Here is a 25,838-nt window from a genome sequence, read left to right as displayed (position 1 = left end):
GGCGCATCCTGGACGCTCTCTTGCGGTTCTCCAAGTCGCGGGAGGGGGCGGGCAAAGGCGCTCTTCCTACCGTGACGGGATCACCCCGATCCGGAGGAGTCCCCCTTGTTCATCACGTATCTGAGACGTGAGCTCGGCAACCGCAAGAAGCAGAGCATCATCGTCGCCCTCGGCATGGCGCTCGCCATCGCCCTCGTCATCGTCGTCAACGGCTTCTCGGCCGGCGTGCAGAACGCGCAGTCAACGGCCCTCTCGAGCGTCTACGGCGTCGGCACCGACATCACGGTCACGCAGGCGGCGACCGCATCGTCGAACGGCGGGCAGAGGTTCTCCTTCGGCTCAGGATCGGGGAGCTCGTCGGGCTCCTCGTCGTCCGGCTCCGGCTCGTCGTCGTCCGGCACCACGAAGCTGGCGCAGGATCGCCTGACGACGACGATGGGCACCGCGACGTATGCGTCGAGCGCCCTCGCCACAGTCGAGAAGGTGTCGGGCGTGAAGGCTGCCACCGCCACGCTCTCGCTCACCGACAGTTCGTTCTCGGGGTCGATCCCGAGCGGGGCGCCGGGGTCGGGCACGTCCGGCTCGTCGTCGTCGGGCTCCTCGTCCTCGGGGTCGTCGTCCTCTGGCTCGTCGTCGTCGGGCTCGTCGTCGTCGGGCTCGTCGTCGTCGGGCTCGTCCACCGGCTCGTCGTCCTTCAGCGTCGACTCGTTCACCGTCACCGGCATCAACCCCGGCACGACGAGCGTCGGCCCGATGTCGTCGACCAGCCTCTCCAGCGGCCGCTACCTCACCACCGCCGACGACGGCAAGGACGTCGTCGTGGTCGACAAGACCTACGCCACCTCGAACAGCCTCAAGGTCGGCTCGACCATGACCATCGGCGGCACGAAGTTCACCGTCGTCGGCATCGTGAAGTCGACCTCGTCGTCGTCCTCGACCGCCGCCGACACCTACATCCCGCTCGACACGGCCCAGAAGCTCTCCAGCGAGACCGGCAAGATCTCGACGATCTACGTCTCCGCCGACTCGGCATCCGACGTCTCGTCGATCCAGTCGGCGATCGAGAAGGCGCTGCCGAAGGCCACCGTGTCGACCGAGTCCGAGCTGGCCTCCACCATCTCCGGATCGCTGTCGACCGTCGCGTCGCTCGTGAAGAGCCTCGGAACGTGGCTGTCGCTGATCGTCCTCCTCGCCGCGTTCGTCATCGCGATCCTCTTCACCGTCTCCGGCGTCAGCCGCCGCACCCGCGAGTTCGGCACGCTCAAGGCGATCGGCTGGTCGAACGGCCGGATCGTGCGGCAGGTGGCCGGCGAGTCTCTGGTGAACGGGCTCATCGGCGGCGCGATCGGCGCTGTGGTCGGCGTGGCCGCGATCCTGGTGGTCGATGTCATCTCGCCGACGCTCTCGACGGCGACGACGCAGGCCTCCGGATCCGGTGGGCCAGGTGGGGGCCCAGGATCAGGAGGCGCGCCGGGCGCCCTGTCGACCGCCGCGCAGACCGCGTCCGACATCGTCCTCCACATCCCCTTCACGCTCGACATCGTGCTGATCGCGGTCGGCATCGCCGTGCTCGGCGGACTCCTCGCCGGCGCCATCGGCGGCTGGCGCGCCTCGCGACTCCGCCCCGCCGCCGCTCTCCGGAGCGTCGCGTGAGCGGCGTGACGCTGACGCCGGCTCCCGGCGCAGCGACCCCCGTCCCCGTCGAGCTCGCGTACTCGCTCACCGCGGTGACGAAGACCTATCAGCAGAAGAAGCGCACGGTCGAGGCCCTGCGCGGCATCGACCTCGCGATCCCTCGCGGGCAGTCCGTCGCGATCCAGGGCCCGACCGGCGGGGGCAAGTCGACGCTCCTGCAGATGCTCGGCGCCCTCGACCGGCCGACGACGGGCCGGGTGGCGCTCGGCCGGAACGAGCTGTCGACGCAGGGCGACCGCGACCTCGCCAGGATTCGCGGCACCGAGATCGGGTTCGTGTTCCAGGGCTTCAACCTCATCCCCACTCTGACAGCCGCGGAGAACGTCGAGACGGCGTTCGCCTGGAGCACGCTCTCCCGGCCAGAGCGGCAGGCCCGGGCGCACGCCGCGCTGGAGTCGGTCGGCCTCGCACCCCGGGCCGACCATCTGCCGTCGGAGCTCTCGGGCGGCCAGCAGCAGCGCGTCGCGATCGCGCGGGCCCTCGTCAAGGAGCCGACCGTGCTCCTGGCCGACGAGCCGACCGGCAGCCTCGACGAGCGCACGCGCGACGACATCATGGAGCTGCTGCTCGGCGTGTGGGCGAGCCGCGGGCTCACGCTCGTGATCGTGACGCACGACTCGGCCGTCGCCGCGCGGGCGGAGCGCCGTCTGCGTATCGACGCGGGCCAGGTCTCTGAGGCGTAGCGGCCACGCGCACCCCTCCTCCTCCACCCACCCCCCCACCCAAATTCCGGACACAACTCCACGACTTTCGTCGGAGTTGTGTCCGGAATGTGGTGCTGGGGCGAAGTCGCCTCCTCCCCCACCCAAATTCCGGACACGACTCCAACGATCTTGTCGGTGTTGTGTCCGAAATTTGGTGCTGGGGCGAGGCGCTCTCCTGCCTAGCGGCAAGGCGGGTGCGGCGAGTCACTTCACGGGGACGCCGGCTTCGACGAGCTGGCGTCGCAGGCGCCTGATGTCGACGACATCGCCCCATTCCGCGCGCCGCACGTCTCGGACCTCGGGCCGCGCCAGAATCCTGCGCTCACGCCTCCGCTCGTGGACGACGACCTCGTCCGCCGAGAGCCCGTTGCGGAAGCGCTCGTCGAGGTACTTCTGGACGCCGTCGAACTCGAGCACGACGCCCTGCTTCTCCCACCAGAAGTCGACCGGACCGACCCGGTCGCAGCCGTGCCCGAACACGTGCTGCAGCTCCGGCGTCGGCGCGCCGAGCTCGAGAAGACGACACCGGCACCACGACTCGCCGCCCGAGTCGGACTGCGGCGACGCGAACTCGATCGCTGCCCGGGCCGCCGAAACACCCCGCGCGACGGCTCGCGCGGCCACCAGGTCGAGAAGGGACTCCGTCGAGACACCAGCACGGCGCAGACCTCCGTCGAGCGGAATCACCGCGCCCGCGAATCGCTCCGTCAGCGCGAGGTCGACCAGGGTGCGGGCGAGTGTCGTGACCCGCACGCCGTCGACGACCTCGATCTCGCAGTCGTCGAGGGGGCCGGCGTGCTTCACGACGCGCGACCATGCCTGGTCGGATGTGCGGAGCGGGTCGATGAAGTGGACGCGCTTCGGCCACGGTCCGAGCATTCGCAGGCCGTGGATCGCCGCCGCGGAGCGATGCGAGGCCACGAGCCGAGGCCGAAGCGATCCCGCCGCCGCACGCACGTGCAGCCGATGCCGCTCGCGTGGCCGGAGTCCCGCCCAGTCGACGCTGCGAACGCCGACGCCCGGGTGGACGATCACGAAGTCGGCCGAAGCCGCGCCGCGACTGATCCGCCTGGTCTCCCGCGAGTCCGGGCCGTGCACGGAGGCGCGGAAGAGCGCGGGCAGGGGTGGGAGGGCGTCGGCAGAGTCGACCTCGAGATCGTGGAGCATGGGTGCAGGATCGCGGGCGACGGCCGCCCGATCCTGCGCCCTGCCCCCGACCTGTGGACAGCGGCACATCCCGGCGCGCTGGGGAGGAACCGTCGACCGGGCGCGGGCAGGACCGCCGGGTGCGCGACGTATGCTGTCGGAACGGACGACGACACGCGACCCGCACGAGGAGGCACGGATGGGCGAAAGACTCGACCAGGCGGCCCTGCGCTCGGCGAAGGTCGCCAAGGCGGTCGGGCGGACACGGTTCGCACGGCAGTTCGGCGAGAACGTGCGCTTCATGCGGCGGGTGATGGGCGCAGGAGCAGCGGCAGCGCTCTCCGAGGCAACGTCCGAGCCGCCGGTGGTCGTCCCGCCCTGCCGCGCCCTCGCCGCCGACCCGCACCCGGGCCTCCAGCGTCAACCCGCAGCGTCGTTCGTCGACGGCGACGACGAGCGATGCACCTGCCGCGGCACGGGCGCCACGTGGTGCGGCGCCACGAAAGGCGACGTCGTGCACGACCTCATGTCGCACGGCCAGCGGCTCGACCGCGACCGGGCGGAGGCGCTGTGGCGTGACGCCCAGACGGCCCGCGCCGCCCTGTAGCGACGCCTCGAGTGGGAGTCCGGCGAGCTAGCCGCCCGACCCGTTCGTGACGGTGACGCTCACCTTCCCGCCCGCCCACACGGCGGTGTAGCCGGCGGAGGCGAGCGTCAGCCCACGCTGATCGAAGCTCGCCGGCGAGGTGCACGTGGCGTTCTCCGACGTCTCGCCGAACGAGTGGTCGTCCGAGACGGTCACGAAGCAGAATCCGCCCGCGGCACCGGATCGCCGCGCGATGTAGAGCCGCTCCCCCTGCGCGCTCGTCGTGACGAGGTGGCTCGTCGCGGCGACGATGCGGCCGTCGGTGCTGGCGGGCGACGGAAGGGCGTCCGACGACGACCTCGACGTCGCCAGCAGGGCGTCGGCGGCGGCCTCCCGGGTCTGCGCGGACGGCACGACGGCCGGGTCCCCGCCCTCGAGCCGCGACGTGGCCGCAGGATCGCCGGACGCCGACGGGGCCGACGCCGCCACGGGCCCGCCCCGCCCGGCGTGCCCCACCGCCCAGCCGGCGCCCGCGCCCACCGCCAGCGCCACGACCGCCGTGGCGACGATGATCGGCCACGTGCGTCGTGGCGCGGGAGGGACCGGCTCCTGCGACCCGGTGGGGCTCTTCGCGAGGCGCCGTAGCTCGGCAGCGGCGAAACGGCGCTGCTCGTCGGTGGCGTCGCCGCCGAAGGCCGCCTCCTGCAGCCGCCGTCGCCGATCGTCGCCTGTGCTCACCCGGCCACTGTAGGCGCACCGCCACGAGCCGGAGCCGTCCGTGCCGCTCGACCGTCGCACAGAGCGGTTCCACCCCCGATCTCACCCCTGTTCCACCCGACGACGTGCACACTGCGCAATAAAGTTCAGCCAGGAGCAGAGTCGCTTGATCCTGCACAGGGGCCCGCCGCCCGGACGGCGGAGAGGGATCACGATGAAGAGAACCACTCTGGTGGCGGCTGTTGCCATCACCGCCGGCGCCCTGGCGGCCGTCGGACTGAGCTCGGCCGGCGTCGCGCAGGCGTCCGCGCCCGTGATCACGAAGCCGAACGCGATCATCCAGCTCGCGGCTGCGAACCCCTACGTGGCGGGTGCGCAGTCGTTCGCCGACTCGGGCTTCACCTTCAGCTACGCCGACACGACCCGCGGAATCCTCGCCACCGCCACGCCGAAGGGCTCCTTCCTTCAGTTCAACGTCGCTCCGCCCGTCGGCAAGCCACTCGTAGCAGGCACGTACCTGTACCCCGGAGGCGACGACACGACCCTCGTACCTCTTGCCGACGCAGCGCCGCACGCCCCGGGCGACATCATGGACGTTCTTGACGTCGCATCGAGCCCGACCGACGGAACGATCACCCGGTTCGACGCGGTGATCGAGGGCGTGGGCGAGTTCCGCTTCGGCGAGAACGAGTCGGCGTCGGCCGTCATCGTCGGCTCGCGCCACATCGTCTTCCCGGAGTCGTTTGTCGGCTCGCCCGCGCTCACTTCCGTGGAGACGCTGCACAACACGGGCACCTCCAAGGTCGCCCTCGGGACGCCCGTCACGTCGGGGCAGTCTCACGCCGCGTACCGAGTCTCGCAGAGCACGTGCGGTGCCTCGCTCGCGGCCGGAGCCACCTGCTCGCTCCTCATCGGCTTCAGCCCGACGACGGGCGGACCCGCTGACGCGGCGCTGACGATTCCTGTGGGAACGACGACCGAGACGGTGTCACTGTCGGGAACGGCATACCTCGGCACTTCGTCGATCACCGTCGGCGGCTCCGACCCGGTCGACAAGGGCGTCACGACGTCCGCGGTGGCCGGCAAGGCCGCGATGTACGAGGCGCACGGCGGCGAGTACTCGTTCGAGGCGGACGATCCGAGCACCGGCGACGAGATCGCGAACGTGGTTCTCGAGGCCCCGAACTACGGCACGCTTCCTCTCGGCAGTCGGAAGACGGGCTACATCCTCGATCTGAACGGCTACGGCGTGCGGGCGACTGTGCACAGCCTCGGCTGCGACACGACCGGCAGCGAAGACGTCAAGGCGTTCACGACGGATGCGACCGGCTTCGCCACGATGGCCGATGTCACGTTCAGCCAGACGTGCGATTCCGACCCGCACGTGCAGACGGGCAGCGTGCTCTGGCAGTACCGGAGCGACACCACGGCCCCTGCCGCGACGACGGCACTCACCGTCTCGTCGACGAAGGCCACGTGGAAGGCCTCGACGTCGAGTGACTCGTCCTACGTCGTCGCCCGACTCGTCGAAGGCGACGGCCGCGGTGCGACGGTGACGAGCGGGACGCCTTTGACCGTCAGCGGCGCGAGCGCGGCCCTCCCGGCGCTGCAGGCGAACGAGCAGTACACCGTCGCGCTCTTCGACGTCGACACGAGCGGAAACGTGAGCGCCGTCACCGAGAAGACTTTCGGCACCGCACCGACCGTCGTGACCGCACCGGGAGCCCCGACCGCGCTGCACGCCGTCGCCGGGCCGAACGGGACGGCCACGGTCACGTTCACTCCCCCGACCAGCACCGGCGGACTGCCCATCACGAGCTATCGCCTCTCCTCGCCCTACGGCGGCACGCCCGTCACCGGCACGTCGACGACGCTCACGATCGGCGGACTGAAAAAGGGTGCCAAGTACTGGTTCGTGGTGATCGCATCCAATGCCGCAGGATCCGGCGCACAGCCACTCGCGTCGAACACGATCACCGCCACCTGAGCGATCCGCGCACCGACGGCACACCTCCTGCGCCCACACGGCGACCGCTCGCAAATCGCGGTCGAATTCGTCGCCGGAGAACTCGACGAATTCCTGCAAGGCGTGTAATCTTGCGTTGTTGCAAAATTGCGGAGGCGCAAAGAGGCGGTCTCGCTGTCACTCGGCGCACACCGGCACCCCTGCCGCCTCCCCACACGCACCACGCTCGTTTCACCCACCACGCCGAAGGACCGCAATGTCAGACGTCTCCGCGCCCACCCGGGCGCACGGCAGCTCCGAGGCTGCCAGCAGGAAGCCGGTGATGACTCACCGTCAGATCCTGCTCGTGATCTACGGCCTCATGGCCGGCATGTTCCTCTCCGCCCTCGACCAGACCGTCGTCGGCACCGCCATCCGCACGATCGGCGACGACCTCCACGGCCTCAACCAGCAGGCCTGGGTCACCACGGCGTACCTGATCGCCTCGACGATCACCACGCCGATCTACGGCAAGCTCTCCGACATCTTCGGCCGCCGCCCGCTCTACATCTTCGGCATCTCGGTGTTCATCGTCGGCTCGCTGCTGTCGTCGTTCTCGTCGTCGATGATCATGCTCGCCGCCTTCCGCGGCTTCCAGGGCATCGGCGCCGGCGCGCTCATGTCGCTGCCGCTCGCCATCATGGGCGACATCCTCGCTCCCCGCGAGCGTGCGAAGTACCAGGGCTACTTCCTGGCCGTCTTCGGCATCTCGAGCGTCATCGGCCCGCTGATCGGCGGCGTCTTCTCGGGTGCGAGCCAGATCCTCTTCATCACCGGATGGCGCTGGGTCTTCCTCATCAACGTGCCGATCGGCATCGTCGCGCTGCTCATGGTCATCGCGTTCCTGCACCTGCCGAAGTTCGACAAGAAGGCCAAGCCGGTCATCGACTGGTGGGGCGCCTCGCTCGTCATCGTCACGCTCGTCCCGCTGCTCCTCGCGGCCGAGCAGGGCCGCACCTGGGGCTGGACCTCGGTCGGCACCATCGCCTGCTTCGTCCTCGGCGGCCTCGGCCTGATCGGCTTCCTGATCGTCGAGACGGTCATGAAGGACAACGCGATCATCCCGCTGAAGCTGTTCCGCTCGGGCGTCTTCTCGATGGCCACGCTGCTCGGCTTCCTGGTCGGCTTCGCGATGTTCGGCGCCATGCTGACGATCCCGCTGTACCTGCAGATCGTCACCGGCCTCACGCCGACCGAGTCGGGCTTCGCCACGCTGCCGATGATCGGCGGCCTGATGATCTCGTCGATCGTCTCGGGTCAGATCGTGTCGCGCACCGGCCGCTACCGGATCTTCCCGGTGATCGGCACCGCGTTCACCGCGGTCGGCTACGTCGTCCTCACCTTCATGACGATCGACAAGCCGCTGTGGTTCCTCATGATCGGCATGTTCTTCATCGGCCTCGGCATCGGCCAGCTGATGCAGACCATCACCCTCGCCAGCCAGAACTCGGTCGCCCCGCGCGACATGGGTGTGGCGACGTCGTCCGCCACGTTCTTCCGCCAGATCGGCGGAACGCTGGGCACGGCCGTCCTGCTGTCGGTGCTGTTCTCGATCCTGGGCGGCAACATCGCCTCGGCGACCGCGAACAAGACCGACCTGACGAGCGCGCTCAACGCCGCCATGAACCCGGCCGTCGCCACGGCGTCCGAGAACAAGGGCGTCATGAAGCAGATCTGGACCCCGATCGTCTCCCCGATCGAGAAGAGCATCCAGGCGAACCTCGACAAGGCGACGACGCAGATCACCTCGCAGGTGCCCGCCGGCCCCGCCCAGACCGCCGCCCTGCAGGCCGCGGCCACCAAGGCGAACGCCAGCGTGATCGACGGCAAGCTCGCGATCGACTACTCGAACGCGTCGCAGCGCCAGGCCGTCGTGAAGGAGGTGGCGCCGACGATCATCAAGCAGATCAACAAGTCGTCCGGCTCCTCGAGCGCCACGTCGACGTCCGACACGAGCGACACGTCGTACCTCAACGGCGCCGACAAGCGCCTCACCCGTCCGTTCCTCACGGGGTTCAACAACTCGGCCGTGACGATCTACTGGGTGGGTCTCGCCGTGATCCTGCTGGCCTTCGTGCTCTCCTGGTTCTTCAAGGTGCCGCCGCTGCGCAAGCAGTCGGCCCTGCAGGAGGTCGCCGACGGCCAGCCCGCGACCGCCGAGGTCCAGACGCAGGCCGCGATCGCCGGCGTCGAGGTCTGACGCACCGCGATCCGCCGTGGGAGGCCCCGCTCAGCATCTGCTGGGCGGGGCCTCTCGCCGTCCGCGGCCGGGGCTACGGACCGAGGATCCCGAGGTCGCGCGCCTTCCGCAGGGCGTGGATCCGGTCGTGGCACTCGAGCTTCCGGTAGATGTTCTCGAGGTGCTTGCGCACGGTGCGGGGGCTGATGTGCAGCTCCGCCCCGGTCTCCTCCGCCGACGCGCCGAGGGAGAGGCAGAGCAGGATCTCGGACTCGCGCCAGGTGAGGATCGCCGGCGCCGCCTTCTTCGCCGCCACGCTCCGTGCGAGAGCGGCGGTGACGGCCAGCGCCGGCAGGATTCGCGCGGCCATCTCGACGTCGGCGTCCGAGAAGTCGCGGCTCGACCGGGTGAGCACCCAGCCGCGCCCGATGTTCGGCGGCGTGAGCTCGGTGACGAGACTGAGCTGGTAGCGCGCCCGCGAGGCGCGGAACACCTGCTGGTATGCGACCGTCGCGAGCCATTCACGGTCGGTCAGGATGTCGGACACACGTCGGGGCGAGCGGTCGCCGAGGTCGTCGAGGTAGCTCGTGACGGCCGGATGCATGCCCTCCGGGGTGAGGAGGACGTCGGCGTCGTACCGGCTGCCGGGAAATCGCGGGTCTTCGACGACGTAGACGCCGGCCGCGAAGTCGACGTCGGCAGTGAGCACCTGGTCGGCGCCGATCGCGGCCGCGAGGGCCGCGGCGACGCGCGCGGGGCTCTCGATGCCGTCGACGGCCGCCTCGACGACGGGCTCGAGCCAGGCGGTGGGGATGCTCGCCATGGGAGGGACGAGAGTGGAAGCAGGGCGCACGAGACACCTCTGGTTTCAGGAGGAGCTGTGATCATTCGGGTGTCCGCTTTCGCGGGGGCCGCACCCCCGGGCGGCTGACGCCTGAAGAGTAAGCCGCGCCTGAGAGTTCTGCAACAGGCAGATGTGCCTACACGCGCGCCCGCGTGCCGCGCCGACGGGCCCGGCTACAGGCCGGCGGCGGCCACGAGCTGGTCGAGCATCGCGTCGACAGCGCCGAGCGAGATCGAGGGGTGGCCTTCGTCGGGCAGGATCGTGACGGTCGCCCGGGGCAGGTGCTGCTCGAACCACCGACCGTGCGACACCGGGACCATGAGGTCTGCGGTGCCCTGCCAGAGGAACGTGGGCACGTCGATCTCGTCGAGGTCGAAGCCCCAGTCGGTGATGAACGCCAGGTCGTCGTCGATCCAGCCGTCGGCGCTTACTCGCAGCGCCTCGCGGAAGTTCGCGGCCTGCTCGTCGGCGTAGCGGTCGGTGAGCACTGCGCGGTCGACGTCGGGCAGCAGCGATGCCATCTCGCGGACGATGTCGCCCGGCGCCACGTCGACGAGGCCCTCGCGGGCCTTGTCGAGGTAGGTGCGGACGGCGGCCTCGCTCTCGAGTGCGGCGCCGAACTCGTCGAGGTTGTCGTCGCCCATGCCAGCGAGGAAGTCGAGGTCGGGCCGACCGTAGGGGGCGACGCCGGCGATGACGAGGGCGGCCTTGACGCCGGGCAGGCGAGCGGCGCTGGCGAGGCTGTGCGGACCGCCGCCCGACCAGCCCGCGACGACGGCGCTCTCGGCGCCGATCGCGGCCAGCACGGCCTGGATGTCAGGCACCACGTCGACGACGCGTCGCCCCGCGTTGCGGCCGGAGCCGCCGTAGCCGGCACGCGAGTAGGTGACGAACCGCAGGCCGCGGGCGTGCGCAGCCTCTTCGAGATCCGTGATCGGCAGCACCGAGCCGGGAGTGCCGTGGTGGAAGACGAGCGGGACCCCGTCGGCCGGGCCGCTCACGCGGTAGTCCAGGAGGCGGGAGTCGGGCAGGGTGAGGGTCTCGATGTCGGTCACGCTCCCGATCCTGGCACGCCCCACCGACACCCCGCGCGGCGGTGCCGGGTCAGGCCTGCTGGTAGATGACGACCCAGTCGACCTCGACGTGGGCGTCGGCGGAGGTGGGCACCGGGCCCGCGTTCACCCAGGTCTCGGCCTGGAGCGTGACGCGCATCGGCGCGGTGGGCACGCCCTGGGTGACCACGGCGATCGGCTTGTCGTCCCAGTAGAAGCGCACGATTCCGCGGCTCCACTCGGTGGTGGCGACGTGGAACCCGGTCTGGTCGGTCGGCGCGAACCACTGCGCGAGCGGGTAGAAGACGTGCTGACCCGCCGAGTTCAGGAGCCCGACGACCTGCGACGCCGGCCGCGCACGCGCGTCGAGGTCGCCCTCGGGCCAGTCGATCTCGCCCTGGTTCCAGTCGTTCGACGACGGCCAGAGGATCCCGACGAACTTGTAGCCCGGCGCCGACGTCACGCGGTAGCGCATCGACACCCGGCAGTACGTGTGCGGCGCGTAGTCGTCGGGCAGCACGGAGGCGACGAGCGGCTGCCCGTTCTCGGAGTGCAGGTGGAAGTCGAGCACCGAGTCGTGCACGCTCAGCACCTGGTTCGGGGCGTACTCGCCATAGCCCGAGGTGTCCTTGCCCGACATGTAGGCGCTCATCTTCGGGTACGCGGAGAGCACCCGCCCGGTCGCGGCGGGCGTCGTGAAGTCCTCCGAGAAGACGGGCGTCCACCGGATCCCGTAGCTGGTGACGTCGCCCGCGGGCATGGCGCCTACGGCGGGCGCAGGAGCCGACTCAGTCGGCTCCGCGGTCGCGGTCTCGCTCGGGGTCTCGGTGGGGGTCGGCTCGGCCGTGGGGGTCTCCGTGGCTTCGGGGGTGGGGGTCGGGGTGGTGGCGCGGGGAGACGGTCCGCGCGTCGGGGTGTTCGCGGGCTCCTGCGCCGCCTGGCTGCCGAACGGGTCGGTCACGTAGGTGGCGACCGCGGCGAGGCCGAGCACGGCTGCTCCCCCGGTGGCGGTGAGGATGGCCCGCCTCGAGACGGCACCGGAGTCGCCCCCGCTCGTCTTGCGGCGACGCCCGTGTGCCGTGCGCTCGACCTCCGGAGGGAGGTCGGAGGGCGCGCGCGACGACGGGTCGTCGGGGCGCTCGGGAGCGGGAGGCACTCGGGAAGCCTTCGGGTCGGCGGTGCAGGGCGGGTAAGCGGTGCTGATGCGGCCGGCGTCGTCGGGTGGCGCGGAGTCGGGTGGCCGCGAAGGAAGCATACGCGACGCACCCAGTCTGAACGAGGGCGCCTCGCCGGGATGGTTGGGTGGGGGCATGACCGACATTCCCCTTATCACCCTGAACGACGGCAAGACGATCCCGCAGCTCGGCTTCGGCGTGTTCCAGGTCGAGCCCGAGAACACGCTCGACGCCACCCTCACCGCCCTCGAGGTCGGCTACCGCCACATCGACACGGCCCGCATGTACGGCAACGAGAAGGAGGTCGGGCAGGCGATCGAGCAGTCCGGCATCCCCCGCGACGAGGTCTTCATCACCTCGAAGCTCAACAACGACGCGCACGACCCCGAGGCCGCACTCGAGGCCGGCAAGGTCTCGGCCGAGTACCTCGGCGGGTACATGGACCTCTTCCTCATCCACTGGCCGCTGCCGACCGTGAGCGACTTCGTGCCGACCTGGAAGGCGATGGAGGAGCTCTACCACCAGGGAGTCTCGCGCTCGATCGGTGTCTCGAACTTCTCGATCCACCACCTCAACCGGCTCCGCGACGAGACGACCGTCACGCCGGCCGTCAACCAGATCGAGGTGCACCCGTACCTCGCCCAGGAGGAGCTGCGCGCGTACGGCGTCCAGCACGGCATCGCCACCGAGGCGTGGTCGCCGATCGCGCAGGGCCTCGTGCTCGACGACCCGACCATCGTGCGGATCGCCGGAGCCCACGACCGCACCCCGGCTCAGGTGACGCTCCGCTGGCACATCCAGCGCGGCGACATCGTGTTCCCGAAGTCGGTCACGAGGTCGCGGGTGGAGGAGAACTTCCGCCTGTTCGACTTCGAGCTGACCGGCGAGGAGATGACCGACATCACGACGCTGGATCGCGGACACCGCACCGGGCCGGATCCTGACGTCTTCGACTACGTGCCCGCGTAGGTCGAGAGGCGCGCCTTCCAGCCGGCGAGGCCGGGCCGGGCTGTGCGCCCGGCCCTGCCTGCGTCAGGACGGGTCAGACGGCTCAGACCTCGAAGTAGGCCCCGGCCGCGATATCCTCGACCAGGGTCGGCCCGGTCGGCGCCCAGTCGAGCAGTTCGCGGGTGGCGACGCTCGTGGCCGAGAGATCCATGCCGAAGAACGCCCCGAGGAACCCGAACTGCTCGCCGGCGTTCGCGGGGTCGATCGACTCGACGGGGAGCTTGAGTCCTGCACCGATGGCCTCGGCGATCGCCTTGGTCGGCACGCTGGTCTCGGCGACGGCGTGCAGGAGCGCACCCGAGGGCGCCATCTCGAGGCCGAGGCGGATCATCACCGCGGTGTCCTCGACGCCGCACGCGGCCCAGCCGTGCGAGCCGTCGCCGATGTAGCCGGAGACGCCGGTGCGCTGGGCAGCCTGCGCGATGATCGAGATGAAGCCGTGGTCGCCGTGGCCGTGCGTAGTCGGCGAGAAGCGCAGGCTGATCGCGCGGACACCGCAATCGACATACTCGAGGGCGAGGTTCTCGGTGCCGCCACGAGGGGCCTCGGGGCCGGAGAACGGCGACGGGTCGCTCTCTGTGGCCGGACGGCCCTGCGCGAGGCCCGCGACGCCGGCGGCGATGAGGAAGCCGCGACCGGAGCCCTCGAGCTCGCCGAGGAGGGTCTCGACCGCGGTGCGCTCGGCCCGGTTGGTCTCGGCCTGGTTGCCGAAGTCGTGCTTATTGGCGAGGTGGATCACGGCCTCGGCGTCGGCGGCGCCGCGCTTGAGGCTGTCGAGGTCATCGAGGTCGCCGCGGACGACCTTCGCGCCCTTGGCCTCGAGGGCCTGGGCGGAGGCGTCCGACCGGGCGAGGCCCGCGACGTCGTAGCCGTGGGCGAGGAGCTCGTCGACGGTGTGGCGGCCGATCCAGCCCGAGGCTCCGGTGATGAAAACAGTCATGGGAATGGTCTCCTTCGCGGCCCGTCGGCACGGCGAGCCGGTGTGACGAATGTTGATGTCAGTGACTGTTGTCAGTGACAGTCATCACTGTACACCCGACGGCAGGCACTGTCATCACTGCGTCCGCACACGTAGGATGAACACATGGTGCGATGGGAACCGGGAGCAAGGGACCGCCTGCGGGCGGCTGCTCTCGAGCTCTACGCGTCGCGCGGCTTCGACGAGACGACGGCGGCCGATATCGCCGCGTCCGTCGGTCTCTCCGAGCGGACGTTCTTCCGGCACTTCGCCGACAAGCGCGAGGTCATCTTCAACGGGCAGGACGAGTTCGAGTCGGCTTTCGTCGATCGCATCGCCGCCGCGCCCGAAGGCTCCCCCATGAACGTGATCGCGAACGCCGTGGTCGGCGCCTCGGATTTCTTCGACACGCGCCAGCGCGACTACTCGATCCTGCGGCAGTCGATCATCGAGGCGAACCCGAGCCTGCGCGAGCGCGAGCTGCTGAAGATGACGGCGCTGGCCGAGCGCATGGCCGCTGCGCTGCGAGCACGGGGCGTCGCCGAGCCGCAGGCCTCCCTCGCCGCCCAGTCGGGAGTCACCGTCTTCGGCGTGTCGTTCAGGCTCTGGCTGTCGCCCGGAGAGCAGCGCTCGTTGGCCGAGATCGAGCGGGCGACGCTCGCCGACCTGCGCTCGGTCACGCTCGAGGCCGCGCCGGCCGTCTGACCGAAGCGTCTGCGGCAGAGCAGGTCAGCCGGCGTCGGGCCGGAGGCTGCCGTCGGGGAACAGCTCGGAGAGATCCATGGGCTCGGTCGGCAGAGGTTCGACCATCTCAGCAGGCGTCATGAGGCGAGCATGCTCTGGTCACCTTCACCGTGCCCAAGAATCGGGGTACGGGTTGCTGTGGCGGCCCGACCCTGAGCGGATTCTTGGTGACGGCAGGCGAGGCTCGCGGCATGATCTTCGATCCGCAGAGCTTCCTGACCTCCCTCGGCCCAGCCGTGCTGATCGGCCTGGCGCTGATGGTGTTCGTCGAGTCCGGGCTCCTGTTCCCGTTCCTTCCCGGCGATTCGCTGCTCTTCACCGCGGGCCTGCTGGCTGCGAGCGGTGTTATCGGCGTGCCCGTGTGGCTCGTCGTCGTCGTGGCCTTCGTCGCGGCCGCCGCGGGAGACCAGGTCGGCTACCTGCTCGGCCGGACGGCCGGACGGAGGCTGTTCAAGCCCGACGCCCGCCTGCTCAAGACGCGCTACCTGGACGAGGCCGAGGCGTTCTTCCAGAAGTACGGCGGGCCGGCTCTCGTGCTGGGGCGCTTCGTGCCGGTCGTGCGGACGTACGTGCCGTTGGCCGCCGGCGCCGGCGACTACGGCTATCGCCGCTTCGTGACGTGGAACCTGGCCGGCGCCGCGGCCTGGACGGTGGTCGTGACGACTCTCGGCGTGCTCCTGGGACAGATCGACTTCGTGCGGAACCACATCGACGTGCTGTCGGTGCTCATCGTGCTCGTCTCGGTGGTTCCGATCGTCATCAGCGCGCTGCGTCGCCTGCGCAAGTCGCGGTCGGGCCCGACCGGGGCGTAGCGGTCTAGTCGGCCGCCTGGGCGCGGAGCGCTCGACGGGTCGCGTCGAGGTTCTCCGCCATGACGCGCCGCAGGGCCGCGGGTGTGGAAGGCCCGGCGTGCTCGGCGAGCCACTGAACGCCGGCGTCGGCGAGGGCGCGGTCGGCGAGCGCCGCAGGCCAGAACCCCTCGGCGAACTCCGACCCGACCCAGATGCCCCGCGACTCCCACACGCGCGAGAAACCGGCGAGGGCGAAACCGATCAGGGGTCGCAGGATCTCGGGATCGTCCGCCCGCGAGAACCCCTGGGCCGCGGCCCGCACGATCCCGTTCGAGACCCCGGCATCGCCGACTACCATCGCCAGCGCCCGACGCTTCGCAGGCGTGGTGGGGATCGCCGCCCGGGCTCGCGCCGCCGCCTGCAGACCGGTCGCCGTCGTGTCGCCGGCCAGGAGTGCGTCGATCTCGGTCTCGTCGGCACCGCCCGCCGCGACGAGGCCGGTGAGCAGCTGCCATCGGAGGTCGCTGTCGATCGTCAGCCCGTCGAGCGTGAGGTCGCCGTCGAGCAGTCGGCGGAGCCGCTCGGCGTGTTCGGGCGCGGAGGCGACCTCGGCGAACGCCGACACGAATTGCAGCTGCCCGTCGGAGCCCGCCGGGCTCGCGGCGGCCGCGGACCAGAGGCTGCTCGCCACCTCGTCTCGGAGAGCGGCACGGCGGGACGGCTCGACGTAGGTGCGCACGGTGCGCACCAGCTGCGCCAGCGTCGTGCGGAGGATCGCGGAGTTCGTCTCGGCGCCGAGATGGGCGAGCACGGTGCGGACGTAGTCGGTCGGGGCGAGCTCGGCGTCTCGCGCGGTGTCCCAGAGGGCGCCCCAGACGAGAGCGCGGGCCAGCGGGTCGGCGATGCTCGACAGCGACCGCGTCGCGGTCTCGAGCGAGGCCGGGTCGAGACGGATCTTCGCGTAGGTCAGGTCGTCGTCGTTCAGCAGCACGAGCGCGCCGCGGTCGACGCCGACGAGGTCGGGCACGTCGGTGCGAGCGCCGTCGATGTCGACCTCGACGCGATGCGCTCGCACGAGGTCCGAGCCCGCGGCGGCATGGTCGTACACACCGACGGCGATCCGGTGGGGTCGCAGCGTCGGGTGGTCGGCCGGTGCGGTCTGCGTGATCGCGAACGAGGTGATGACGCCGTCGTCGTCGACCTCGACCTCGGGTCGGAGCGTCGCCACGCCCGCGGTCTCGAGCCACAGCGTCGACCACTCGCCGAGGTCGCGGCCGGAAGCCTTCTCGAGCTCGGCGACGAGGTCGCTCAGCTCGGTGCTGCCGAAGGCGTGCGCGGCGAAGTAGGCGGCGACGCCCGCGTCGAACGCGTCGGCGCCGACCCAGGCGACGAGCTGCTTGAGCACGCTCGCGCCCTTCGCATACGTGATGCCGTCGACGTTCGACTGGACGTCGTCGAGATCGTCGATGGTCGCCATGACCGGATGGGTCGACGGCAGTTGGTCCTGCTGATAGCCCCAGGACTTCCGGGCAATGTGGAACGAGGTCCAGGCAGTCGTCCAGTCGGTGGCCTCGGTCGCGGCCGCGGCGGACGCCCAGTCGGCGAACGACTCGTTGAGCCAGAGGTCGTTCCACCACTTCATGGTGACGAGGTCGCCGAACCACATGTGGGCGAGCTCGTGCAGGATCGTGACGGCCTTCTGCTCACGCGCCGCGTCGGACACCGGCCCGCGAAAGACGAACTTCTCGTTGAACGTGACCGCACCGGCGTTCTCCATCGCACCGAAGTTCATCTCGGGCGCGTAGATCTGGTCGTACTTGTCGAACGGGTAGGCGCGGTCGAACTTCTGCTCGTAGTAGGCGAAGCCCCGTCGCGTCACGTCGAAGAACTCGTCGGCGTCGGCGAACTCGGCGAGCGATCGGCGGATGAGCAGCCCGAGCGGGATCTCACGCCCGTCGACACTGGTGAGCGAGGCCCGTGTGACCGCGTAGGGCCCCGCGACGAGAGCCGTCGCATAACTGGCCAGTCGCGGGGTCGGCTCGAACCGCCAGGTGGCCCGGCCGTCGCCGTGGTCGTCGGGCTCGGGCGTCGGCTGGGTGCTGACGACCTCCCACGCCGTCGGCGCGGTGACCGTGTACCGGAAGGTGGCCTTGAGATCGGGCTGCTCGAAGACGGTGAAGACACGGCGGCTGTCGGGGATCGCGTACTGCGTGTAGAGGTAGACCTCGCCGTCGGCCGGGTCGACGAACCGGTGCAGACCCTCACCCGTGTTCGTGTAGGCGAACTCGCCGACGACCTCGATGTCGTTCGACGCCTCGAGGTCGGTGAGCGCGATGCGGCTGCCGTCCCAGGCGGTCGCGGGATCGATGAGCTCCCCGTTCACGACGATCCCCGTCACGCGCTCGGCGAGCGCGTCGATGAACGTGCTCGAGCCCGGAGTGGCGGTGAACCGCACCCTCGTCGTGCTGCCGAACACCTCGTCGCCGCGGGTGAGGTCGAGGTCGATCTCGTACGCCTCGACGTCGAGGATCGCGCGTCGCTCGCGGGTCTCGGTGCGGTTGAGATTGGTCGCTGCTGCCATGTCTCGAGGGTAGCGTCGCGAGGCCGTCGACCTGTCTGACGCAGGTGTCAGGTAGACGTTCGACGCGAGCCCGACAGTGTCACGCGCCGAGCGACAGGTCGGGCATGGAGCTCCTCGCGAGTGGTCGGCGCGGCGGCGCCGCTCCCCCAACCTAGACGGCGCGGACGAGGTGCGGCTGCAGGGCGCGCTCGGTGTGCGTCCAGAGGGCCCGCCCGAGCGTCGCGTCGCGCGAGGCCCGGCTCGACGGTGCGCCCGCGCGCACGGTCGGTGTGAAGTACCTTCCGTTGTTGGCCGCAGGATCAGGCGCCCCGGCCAGGTGCACCAGCGCCGCCGCGCCGACCTCGGGGCTGGTCACGTTCAGCACGCGCTCGGCGATCGCCGACACCCAGGCGGGTCCGAGGCCCCGCTGCTCGGTGATGATGTTCGTCTTCACGAACCCGGGGTGGAAGGCGCTGGCGGTCACCGAGCCACGCTGGCCTGAGGCGCCGCCCTGCCCCGCCACTCCGTCCGTCGATGCCCGCCGCGCGATCTCGCGGGCGAAGAGCAGCAGGGCCAGCTTGGAGTTGCCGTACGACTCGCGGATCGTGAACGGCCGATCGAACGATCCGGGGTCGGCGAGGTCGATCCGACCGAAGAAGTGGGCGACGCTGCAGGTGACGACGACGTGTGCACGGCTCTCGACCAGGCGCCCGGCGAGCAGCGACTGCAGCAGGAAGGGGGCGAGGTAGTTCGTCTGCCAGCTGATCTCGTGCCCGTCGACTGTCGTGATGCGCTTCTGGACGACCGTGCCGGCGTTGTGGACGAGCACGTCGATGCGCTCGTGCTCGCGCAGCAGCACCTCGGCGGTCTCGCGGACGTCGTCGAGGCGCGCGAAGTCGGCCACGAGAGCCCGGGCGCCCAGCTCGGCTGCGACGGCCGCCACGCGCTCGGGAGTGCGTCCGATCGGCACGACCTCGGCCCCGCGGGCGTGGAGAGCGCGTGCGGCGGCCAGGCCGATGCCCGAGCTGCCGCCCGTGATGACGATGGTGCGGCCGGCGAGGTCATGGCGTGTCGCGCTCATGCGCCCATGGTCGGGGTGTGCCGAGCCGCCGGGCAATACGCACTCTCGCGTATGCGGCTGCTCCTGCGCTCGCTGTCCTGCCGCTTCGCGGACTCAACAAGACTTCGCGCGATCCGCCGAAGCCACGCTGAATCGGCGAGCGCGCGGGGTACGGCGTCGCCTGGGTGCAGGAGCCGCGGCGTACAACGGGCGGATGAGCAGTGAGCCGATCCGGGTGCGCGACCGCGTGTCGTGGAGCACGTCGCAGGGACGAACGCAGGGCACGGTCGTCGAGCGACGCACGAAGGACTCCGAGTTCGACGGCCAGAAGTTCACGGCGAGCGCCGACGACCCGGTCTTCATCGTCGAGTCGGAGAAGACCGGCGCTCGTGCGGCGCACAAGGGCACCGCCCTTCGCCGTCTGCGCCCGAAGAAGTAGCGGCCGCCGCCGGCGCCGGAGCCTCTTCGGCGAGCGGCACGCGTACGTGACGTGCCCCGGGTGGGGACTCGCACGAGGCCGCACGAGTTTGCCAGGCTGGCAGAGGGCCCGATCCGCGGGCCGGGGCGCAGGGGGTGCCGTGTCGGACGAACGACCGCAGGCGGGGCGAGTGGAGCCGCCGACCGGGGGTCTCCCGGTAGCGCCGCCGCTCCGCGAGCACTACGAGCGAGAGCGGAACGGCATCTGGATCGCTCTGGCGTCGCTCCTCATCGCGGCCCTCGCCCTCCTCGGCGGCTGCGCCTACCTGGTGAGCACCGCGTTCCCCACGCCGAGGGTCGCCCCGGCCGGGTCGGAGATCAGCACGCTGCCATGCGTCCGGTGGGTCGAGACCGACTCGGCTCCGAACGCGATCGACGTGCCGGCGCTGTCGCTCGTGCTGGTGGGCATCCGCAGGACGTGCAGCGAGGCTCACATCGACGCGATCTACGACGCCGTCGCCGCCTACGACCAGGACGAGCTCGGCTCCACCACGGAGTCGGGCCTCCTCCTCACGACGGCGAGTCGCCCGGTCGCACTCCCCCACGACCTGCAGGTCGACCCCGAGCACGGCGACGAGGCCTGGCTGCAGACGCACGTCGTCGACGGTCTTCCCGACGCCGACACCTTCCACGGGCTCGTGACGAGCTGGCTCTGGATCCGAGAGCATTCCGATCCGAGGGCCGGTCTGACGGTGTACGACAGCCCGGACACTCCCCAAGCCACCGTGACCGTCAACTCGGCGGAGGCCCGGAACGCACTGCTCGCGCTGCGGAAGCCCGGCGGAAGCCCCGGCTCCGCCATCCCGGGCGGTCTCTCCGACTGCGACGTGACAATCAAGTAGGGCTCAGGGAGCACCGCTCGGCAGGAGCCGCGCGCACCAGTCCCCGGCCGGGGTACGGATTCGAAGGGGGCACCACCGGTACCGGGACCAGCCGCATCCCGCGCTCCCAGGCGCGGCACGGAAGACTGGAGCCGACCACAGCGCCGACGAGAGGACTTCCATGCGCGCAGCACTGATGTACGGAGCGGGCGACGTCCGTGTCGAGACGGTTCCCGATGCGGCTCTGGCCGAGCCCACCGACGCGATCGTGCGGGTGACCGCGGGCTGCATCTGCGGCTCCGACCTCTGGCCCTACGCGTCGAAGAAGCCCTCCGAGCAGGGCTCGCGCATGGGCCACGAGTTCGTCGGCGTCGTCGAGCAGGTCGGTGACGCCGTGACCGACGTGAAGGTCGGCGACTTCGTCATCGCGCCGTTCGTCTACAGCGACGGCACCTGCGACTTCTGCCGCGACGGCCTGCAGACCTCCTGCCGCCACGGCGGAAACTGGGGCGGCACGCACGGCGACGGCGGCCAGGGCGAGGTGGTGCGCGTGCCGCAGGCCGACGGCACTCTCGTCGTCGTGCCCGCCGGGTTCGACGAGGCGCTCGTGCCGAGCCTGCTGGCACTCTCCGACGTCATGTCGACGGGGTACCACGCGGCGAAAATGGGCGGCGTGACAGCTGGCCAGAGCGTCGCCGTCATCGGCGACGGCGCCGTCGGCCTCAGCGCCGTCATCGCGGCGAAGCTGCTCGGCGCGTCGCAGATCATCCTGCTCGGCCGCCACACCGACCGCACCGACCTCGGCCGCGAGTTCGGCGCCACCGACGTCGTGCCGGAGCGCGGCGACGAGGCGATCGCCCGCGTCCGCGAGCTGACGGGCGGCGACGGCGTCCACGTGGTGCTCGAGGCCGTGGGCCTCGGCGACGCGACGGTCACCGCCATCGGCATCGTCCGTGACGGCGGCTCGATCAGCCGGGTGGGGGTGCCGCAGGAGCGCGAGGCGCCGTTCGGCCGCCCCGAGTTCCTCCGCAACCTCACTCTCACGGGCGGGGTCGCTCCGGCCCGGCACTACATTCCCGAGCTCCTGCCGCTCGTGCTCGACGGCACCATCGAGCCGGGCCGCGTGTTCGACCGCACGGTCGACCTCGACGGGGTGCCCGACGGCTACCGCGCGATGGCCGACCGCAACGCCCTCAAGGTGATGGTGCGGCCGTAGCGACTCGCGGTCAGGCGGTCACGGGCGCGCGACGGTAGCCGGCACCCGGGTGCGTCTCCGGGAGCCGCGGCCGGCCGGCGCCGAACAGCTGCTCGCGGAACGTGAGGCCGGGCTCCTGCGCCCTGATCAGGCCCCGATCGCGCAGGATCGGGAGCACGTGCTCGAGGAAGTCGCTCGGCGCCCCCGACGGGTCGGGCTGCAGCACGAAGCCGTCCGCGCCGGTGGCGTCGAGGTACGCGACCGCCTCGTCGGCGACCTCGTCGGGCGTCCCGACGAACGGCGCCGTCATGACGCTGTTGGCCCGGAACTCCTCGAGGATCTCGCGGACCGTCGGCGCGGGCGCCCCGTCGGCACCGCTGAACCGGTCGATGTTGGTCTGCCCCTGGTCGGAGGTCGTCGTGGCGAGGGGCTTGTCGAGGTCCATCGACATCAGGTCGAGGCCGGTGTAGTACGCGTAGGCGACGGCGGCGTCTTCGAGCGACGTGGTGCCGATCGCGGCCGCGCGCTTGGCCTCGGCCTCCTCGCGCGTCGGGGCGACGAAGAACGTGCCGGCGGGCAGGAAGCGGATCGCGTCGCGACCTCGACCGTTCGCCTCGAGCCGGGCGCGGATGTCGGCGATCTGCGCGGCCGTCGCGTCGGGCTCGGACGAGAGGAAGACCGTCTCGGCGAAGTCCGCGGCGAGCTGCCTTCCGCGGCCGGACGTGCCCGCCTGGAAGAGCACCGGCGTCCGCTGAGGTGACGGCGGCACCGTGAGGATGCCGCGCGACGCGAACCACTCGCCGTCGTGGTCCATCTCATGGACGAGCGCAGGATCAGCGAACGTCCCCGTGCCCCTGTCGACTCGCAGCGCGTCGTCCTCCCACGACCCCTCCCAGAGCTTCAGCGAGAGCTCCACGTGCTCCTGCGCCCGGTCGTAGCGGCGGTCGTGGGCGACGACCTCCTCGCCGAAGAGCATCGCCGACGCCGCCTGACCGGAGCCGGTCACGATGTTCCAGCCGACGCGCCCCTTCGTGAGGTGGTCGAGGGTGGCGAACTTCCGAGCGACCATCTGCGGCTTCTCGACCGTCGTCGACACCGTCGTCACGAGGCCGATGCTCTCGGTCGCGGCGGCGATCGCCGCCAGCATCACGGTCGGGTCGGCCGCGGTGGTCTGGATCGCGCGCTCGATCGCCCGCGGGATCACGTGACCGTCGAGCACAGGGTAGCCGTACGAGTCGGCGAAGAAGACGAAGTCGAGGCCGGCCTTCTCGTACGCCTGGACGCGGGAGATCCAGCGGGCGAGGTCGAGGTAGCCCAGAGGATCGTCCGCGAGGTACCACTTCGGTGTGGCGTTCATCGAGTGGAACGCGCCGAGCACGATGCGATCGACCATGGGAGACCTCCGTCGTTGAACTGATTAGTTCAACGGTACGGGGCTCGTGTTTCCGCGGCGTTTCGAGGCGGTGAGCGTCAGCGAACGATGTCGGCGATCATCGCGGCGTAGGCCGCGTCGAGGGCGTCGCGGGGCGTGCCGGCGAGGAGGGCGAACTGCAGTCCGCGCCACGTGGAGACGACCTGGACGGCCCGGAGTCTCGCGGCGTCGGCGGGGACGCCTGCTCCTGCGAGCATCTGCTCGACCTCGGGCACCCAGGCCTCGGCGATGCGAGTGAAGTACCCGCGGTTCGCGGAGGGCAGGTGCAGGGCGATGCCGTACGCCTCGAAGAAGAGCGCGAGGAACGGCAGGTTGTCGGGGTGCGAGATGTCGGCCCAGGCCCGCAGAAGACGGGCAGCAGGATCGAGAGCGTCGCCCGGGCCCTCGCCGCGCAGCCGGCCGAGCATCCCGTTGATGCGCGGGAAGCGCTCGAACGCCGCGAGCGTCGCCTGGTTCAGAAGCTCCTCCTTCGAGCCGAAGTAGTAGAGCAGCATGCGGTTGTTCGACCCGATCAGGCGGGCGATGCGCGACAGGCTGAGGTCGGCGACCCCGTGCTCGAGGATCACGTCGGCGACCAGTGCCAGCAGGCGCTCCCGGGAGGACGGGGCGTCTGCTCGCTCGGTGTCGGTCACCCCTCCACGGTAGCGGGCGCCGACGGGCCGGCCAGGTGCTGCAGGGCGTCGGCGAGGGCCGCAGCGCCCCGTTCGGCGTCGGAGTCCTCGATCAGCTCCTCCGGCGAGTGCGAGATACCGGTGGGGTTGCGGACGAAGATCATCGCCGTCGGGACGTCGCTCGCGAGGATTCCGGCGTCGTGCCCGGCGCCGGTGTCGAGCACGGGCACGCCGGGCAGGGCCTCGAGCAGGCGGTCGCGGAGGCCGGCGTCGAAGGCGACCGTGGGGCTGAGCGACTGCTCGGTGAGGGTGACGGCGCAGCCCTCCTCGGCGGCGATCAGCTCGGCGGCGGTCGCGATGCGCTGCACGAGCGCTGCGGTGACGGCGTCGTCGGGGTGGCGGACGTCGAGCGACACCTCGACCTTCGACGCGATGACGTTCGTGCCGCCCGGGGTGGCCTCGACACGCCCCACCGTGGCGCGTGCGCCGTCGGTGGCCCGGGCGAGGTCGCGGATCGAGACCACGATGCGGGAGGCCGCGACGACGGGATCCTGCCTGCCCTGCATCAGCGTGGTGCCGGCATGGTTGCCCTGGCCGGTGAGGCGCAGGAGCCAACGCCCGTGCCCGAGGATCGAGGCTCCGACGGCGATCGGCTCGCCGAGCGGCTGCAGCCCGAGGCCCTGCTCGACGTGGAGCTCGACGAAGAGGCCGAGCTGTCGCAGGCGCGTGTCGTCACGGCCGAACGTGCCGTGCGTGCCGTGCGTTCCCTGCGCGCCGTGTGCGCTTCGGGCGAGGACGTCGGCCAGGGTGTCGCCCTCGGCGTCTTTGAGCGCCAGGGCGCGCTCCGGGGTGATCGCGCCGGTGAGGAGGCGAGAGCCGAGGGTGGCGACGCCGAAGCGCGAGCCCTCCTCCTCCGGGAAGACGGCGATGACGATCGGGCGGGCGGGCGTCACGCCGCGGCGGCGCAGCTCGTCGACGGCGACCAGGGCGCTGGCGACGCCGAGCGGTCCGTCGAAGGGGCCGCCGCCGGGCACCGAGTCGAGGTGGCTGCCCGTGGCGACGGCGTTCTCGCGCTCCTGCCCCGGAGCAGACCACCACGCCCAGATGATGCCGTTGCCGTCGGTCTCGACGTCGAGACCGCGCGCTTCGGCCGCCGCGACGAACCACTCGCGCAGGGTCAGCTCGGCGTCGCCGTAGACCGGTCGCGAGTATCCCCCGCGGGCCCGGTCGCGCCCCACGTCGGCGATCTGACGCAGGAGCGCCGAGACGGTGTCGGGGCCGGCGCCGTCGAGCCTGGGCGTGGTGCTCGTCGAGGTGGTCACCCTCCGATCATGCCGCGCGGAGCCCCGCCGCGACGTCGGCCGACCGGCGCGGGTGTCTCGCCGGCGAGACGGGGCGGCCGCGTCTCAGGCCTTCGCGAACCCGGCGAAGAAGTAGGCGTCGGGGTGCGCGGCCGTCACCGCGCGCACGCCGAAGCCGGTCGAGCCGGGCTGGGTCGTCGTCACGCCGACAGTCGTGGGTGTCCCGCACGTGACCTGGTGGCTCGTGACCGTCTGGCCGGGCAAGCGGAGCTCGAAGGTGAGGGTCTCAGCGCCCGTGCAGGCCAGCGTCATCACATAGCTGCCCGGAGCGACACCCGACCCCGACCCCATGATGCCGCCGGGGTCGCCGTGCTGCAGCTCGCCGCTGTAGCTGACGAGGGGCGACCTGTGCGGGTACGTGGCGTCCATGACGGCCTCGAACGCGTCCGCCTTGACCTCCTCGGCCTTCGACATCGTGCGCACGGTGGCGTGCCCGGTCGGAGCCGTCGCGGCACCGGTCGTGGTGGTGGCGCAGCCGGCGAGCGCGGCCGCGAGCGCGCCGCCGAGCGCGACCGTGGCGAGCGCTGTCGTGATCGAGTTCCCCCTCATGCCCTCGACGCTAGGGCTCTGCCGTCGGTGCCGCCACGCCCCGTCCGGGGTACTGCCGAGCCGCACGTCTCGTCGCGACACGCCGCGTCACGCCGCGGGTCGCGACCATCCCGAGGGAGAGGGTGTTCCTCGCAGCGTTTTTCAGGTTCGCCTGAATTCAGGCGAACC

23 protein-coding genes are annotated in these 25,838 nt (G+C 71.0%); 11 read left to right on the top strand and 12 right to left on the bottom strand.

What is annotated here, in order from left to right:
* Window positions 1-105: 105 nt before the first annotated feature.
* Together C8E83_RS03375 and C8E83_RS03370 are read left to right on the top strand one after the other, a co-directional pair.
* A complete protein-coding gene (locus C8E83_RS03375) occupies window positions 106-1,653 on the top strand; it encodes an ABC transporter permease (RefSeq protein ID WP_121368439.1) in 1,548 nt (515 codons plus the stop codon).
* Window positions 1,654-1,658: 5 nt separating this feature from the next.
* Window positions 1,659-2,378, top strand: a complete 720-nt coding sequence (locus C8E83_RS03370) for an ABC transporter ATP-binding protein (protein WP_245981872.1) — start codon at window positions 1,659-1,661, stop codon at window positions 2,376-2,378.
* Window positions 2,379-2,603: 225 nt separating this feature from the next.
* Here C8E83_RS03370 and C8E83_RS03365 read toward each other — a convergent pair whose 3' ends face one another.
* Window positions 2,604-3,566 (bottom strand): hypothetical protein, encoded by a 963-nt coding sequence (locus C8E83_RS03365; protein ID WP_121368438.1) that lies wholly within the window; start codon window positions 3,564-3,566, stop codon window positions 2,604-2,606.
* A 178-nt stretch (window positions 3,567-3,744) separates the two neighbouring features.
* On the opposite strand from C8E83_RS03365, the gene C8E83_RS03360 reads away from it, so the two are divergent.
* Window positions 3,745-4,152, top strand: coding sequence for a hypothetical protein (locus C8E83_RS03360; RefSeq protein WP_121368437.1), 408 nt, complete (start codon window positions 3,745-3,747; stop codon window positions 4,150-4,152).
* Between the two features lie 27 nt (window positions 4,153-4,179).
* Here the strand turns inward: C8E83_RS03360 and C8E83_RS03355 are convergent, their stop codons facing one another.
* On the bottom strand, window positions 4,180-4,869 hold the full coding sequence (locus tag C8E83_RS03355; RefSeq protein ID WP_121368436.1) for a hypothetical protein: 690 nt from the start codon (window positions 4,867-4,869) through the stop codon (window positions 4,180-4,182).
* Between the two features lie 193 nt (window positions 4,870-5,062).
* Here C8E83_RS03355 and C8E83_RS03350 point away from each other — a divergent pair, with 193 nt between their 5' ends.
* Both C8E83_RS03350 and C8E83_RS03345 read left to right on the top strand, forming a co-directional pair.
* Window positions 5,063-6,835 carry a fibronectin type III domain-containing protein gene (locus C8E83_RS03350; RefSeq protein ID WP_121368435.1) on the top strand — a complete coding sequence of 591 codons (1,773 nt, stop codon included), beginning with the start codon at window positions 5,063-5,065 and terminating at the stop codon, window positions 6,833-6,835.
* Between the two features lie 235 nt (window positions 6,836-7,070).
* On the top strand, window positions 7,071-9,053 hold the full coding sequence (locus tag C8E83_RS03345) for an MDR family MFS transporter (RefSeq protein ID WP_245981381.1): 1,983 nt from the start codon (window positions 7,071-7,073) through the stop codon (window positions 9,051-9,053).
* A gap of 73 nt (window positions 9,054-9,126) precedes the next feature.
* Here C8E83_RS03345 and C8E83_RS03340 read toward each other — a convergent pair whose 3' ends face one another.
* The 3 genes from C8E83_RS03340 to C8E83_RS03330 all read right to left on the bottom strand — a co-directional run bounded on the left by C8E83_RS03340 (window position 9,127) and on the right by C8E83_RS03330 (window position 12,084).
* Complete coding sequence (locus C8E83_RS03340; RefSeq protein WP_121368433.1) at window positions 9,127-9,855, bottom strand: helix-turn-helix transcriptional regulator; 729 nt, start codon at window positions 9,853-9,855, stop codon at window positions 9,127-9,129.
* 194 nt (window positions 9,856-10,049) lie between these two features.
* Window positions 10,050-10,931 carry an alpha/beta fold hydrolase gene (locus tag C8E83_RS03335; protein WP_170159835.1) on the bottom strand — a complete coding sequence of 294 codons (882 nt, stop codon included), beginning with the start codon at window positions 10,929-10,931 and terminating at the stop codon, window positions 10,050-10,052.
* A 49-nt stretch (window positions 10,932-10,980) separates the two neighbouring features.
* A complete protein-coding gene (locus C8E83_RS03330) occupies window positions 10,981-12,084 on the bottom strand; it encodes a glycoside hydrolase family 16 protein (protein ID WP_121368431.1) in 1,104 nt (367 codons plus the stop codon).
* Between the two features lie 154 nt (window positions 12,085-12,238).
* Between C8E83_RS03330 and C8E83_RS03325 the strand changes: the two genes are divergently transcribed.
* Entirely contained in the window at window positions 12,239-13,072 is an 834-nt protein-coding gene (locus C8E83_RS03325; RefSeq protein WP_121368430.1) for an aldo/keto reductase, read from the top strand.
* An 82-nt stretch (window positions 13,073-13,154) separates the two neighbouring features.
* Here C8E83_RS03325 and C8E83_RS03320 read toward each other — a convergent pair whose 3' ends face one another.
* Window positions 13,155-14,051, bottom strand: a complete 897-nt coding sequence (locus tag C8E83_RS03320) for an SDR family oxidoreductase (RefSeq protein ID WP_121368429.1) — start codon at window positions 14,049-14,051, stop codon at window positions 13,155-13,157.
* A 144-nt stretch (window positions 14,052-14,195) separates the two neighbouring features.
* Here C8E83_RS03320 and C8E83_RS03315 point away from each other — a divergent pair, with 144 nt between their 5' ends.
* Window positions 14,196-14,774, top strand: coding sequence for a TetR family transcriptional regulator (locus tag C8E83_RS03315; protein WP_121368428.1), 579 nt, complete (start codon window positions 14,196-14,198; stop codon window positions 14,772-14,774).
* Between the two features lie 230 nt (window positions 14,775-15,004).
* Window positions 15,005-15,625 carry a DedA family protein gene (locus C8E83_RS03310; RefSeq protein WP_121371707.1) on the top strand — a complete coding sequence of 207 codons (621 nt, stop codon included), beginning with the start codon at window positions 15,005-15,007 and terminating at the stop codon, window positions 15,623-15,625.
* Between the two features lie 4 nt (window positions 15,626-15,629).
* On the opposite strand, the gene pepN is transcribed toward C8E83_RS03310, so the two are convergent.
* Window positions 15,630-18,185, bottom strand: coding sequence for an aminopeptidase N (gene pepN, locus C8E83_RS03305; protein ID WP_121368427.1), 2,556 nt, complete (start codon window positions 18,183-18,185; stop codon window positions 15,630-15,632).
* A 151-nt stretch (window positions 18,186-18,336) separates the two neighbouring features.
* On the bottom strand, window positions 18,337-19,245 hold the full coding sequence (locus C8E83_RS03300) for an SDR family NAD(P)-dependent oxidoreductase (protein WP_121368426.1): 909 nt from the start codon (window positions 19,243-19,245) through the stop codon (window positions 18,337-18,339).
* 193 nt (window positions 19,246-19,438) lie between these two features.
* On the opposite strand from C8E83_RS03300, the gene C8E83_RS03295 reads away from it, so the two are divergent.
* The 3 genes from C8E83_RS03295 to C8E83_RS03285 all read left to right on the top strand — a co-directional run bounded on the left by C8E83_RS03295 (window position 19,439) and on the right by C8E83_RS03285 (window position 21,738).
* Window positions 19,439-19,663: a hypervirulence associated TUDOR domain-containing protein gene (locus C8E83_RS03295; RefSeq protein WP_121368425.1), complete on the top strand. Its 225-nt coding sequence runs from the start codon at window positions 19,439-19,441 to the stop codon at window positions 19,661-19,663.
* A gap of 139 nt (window positions 19,664-19,802) precedes the next feature.
* Window positions 19,803-20,543, top strand: coding sequence for a hypothetical protein (locus C8E83_RS03290; RefSeq protein ID WP_147430069.1), 741 nt, complete (start codon window positions 19,803-19,805; stop codon window positions 20,541-20,543).
* Window positions 20,544-20,703: 160 nt separating this feature from the next.
* Window positions 20,704-21,738: a zinc-binding dehydrogenase gene (locus C8E83_RS03285; RefSeq protein WP_121368423.1), complete on the top strand. Its 1,035-nt coding sequence runs from the start codon at window positions 20,704-20,706 to the stop codon at window positions 21,736-21,738.
* A gap of 10 nt (window positions 21,739-21,748) precedes the next feature.
* On the opposite strand, the gene C8E83_RS03280 is transcribed toward C8E83_RS03285, so the two are convergent.
* The 4 genes from C8E83_RS03280 to C8E83_RS03265 all read right to left on the bottom strand — a co-directional run bounded on the left by C8E83_RS03280 (window position 21,749) and on the right by C8E83_RS03265 (window position 25,670).
* The gene (locus tag C8E83_RS03280) at window positions 21,749-23,110 is read right to left on the bottom strand and encodes an NtaA/DmoA family FMN-dependent monooxygenase (protein ID WP_121368422.1); all 1,362 of its coding nucleotides are present in this window, start codon (window positions 23,108-23,110) and stop codon (window positions 21,749-21,751) included.
* Window positions 23,111-23,187: 77 nt separating this feature from the next.
* Entirely contained in the window at window positions 23,188-23,781 is a 594-nt protein-coding gene (locus C8E83_RS03275) for a TetR/AcrR family transcriptional regulator (RefSeq protein ID WP_121368421.1), read from the bottom strand.
* Complete coding sequence (locus C8E83_RS03270; protein ID WP_121368420.1) at window positions 23,778-25,082, bottom strand: allantoate amidohydrolase; 1,305 nt, start codon at window positions 25,080-25,082, stop codon at window positions 23,778-23,780. The genes C8E83_RS03275 and C8E83_RS03270 overlap by 4 nt, the downstream gene beginning before the upstream one ends.
* Before the next feature lie 84 nt (window positions 25,083-25,166).
* Window positions 25,167-25,670: a hypothetical protein gene (locus C8E83_RS03265; RefSeq protein WP_121368419.1), complete on the bottom strand. Its 504-nt coding sequence runs from the start codon at window positions 25,668-25,670 to the stop codon at window positions 25,167-25,169.
* Window positions 25,671-25,838 lie beyond the last annotated feature (168 nt).

The organism is Frondihabitans australicus, from assembly GCF_003634555.1.
GTDB classification, from domain to species: domain Bacteria; phylum Actinomycetota; class Actinomycetes; order Actinomycetales; family Microbacteriaceae; genus Frondihabitans; species Frondihabitans australicus.
Note: the sequence above shows the minus strand (reverse complement) of the source record. Positions and strands in the feature narration are given on the sequence as shown.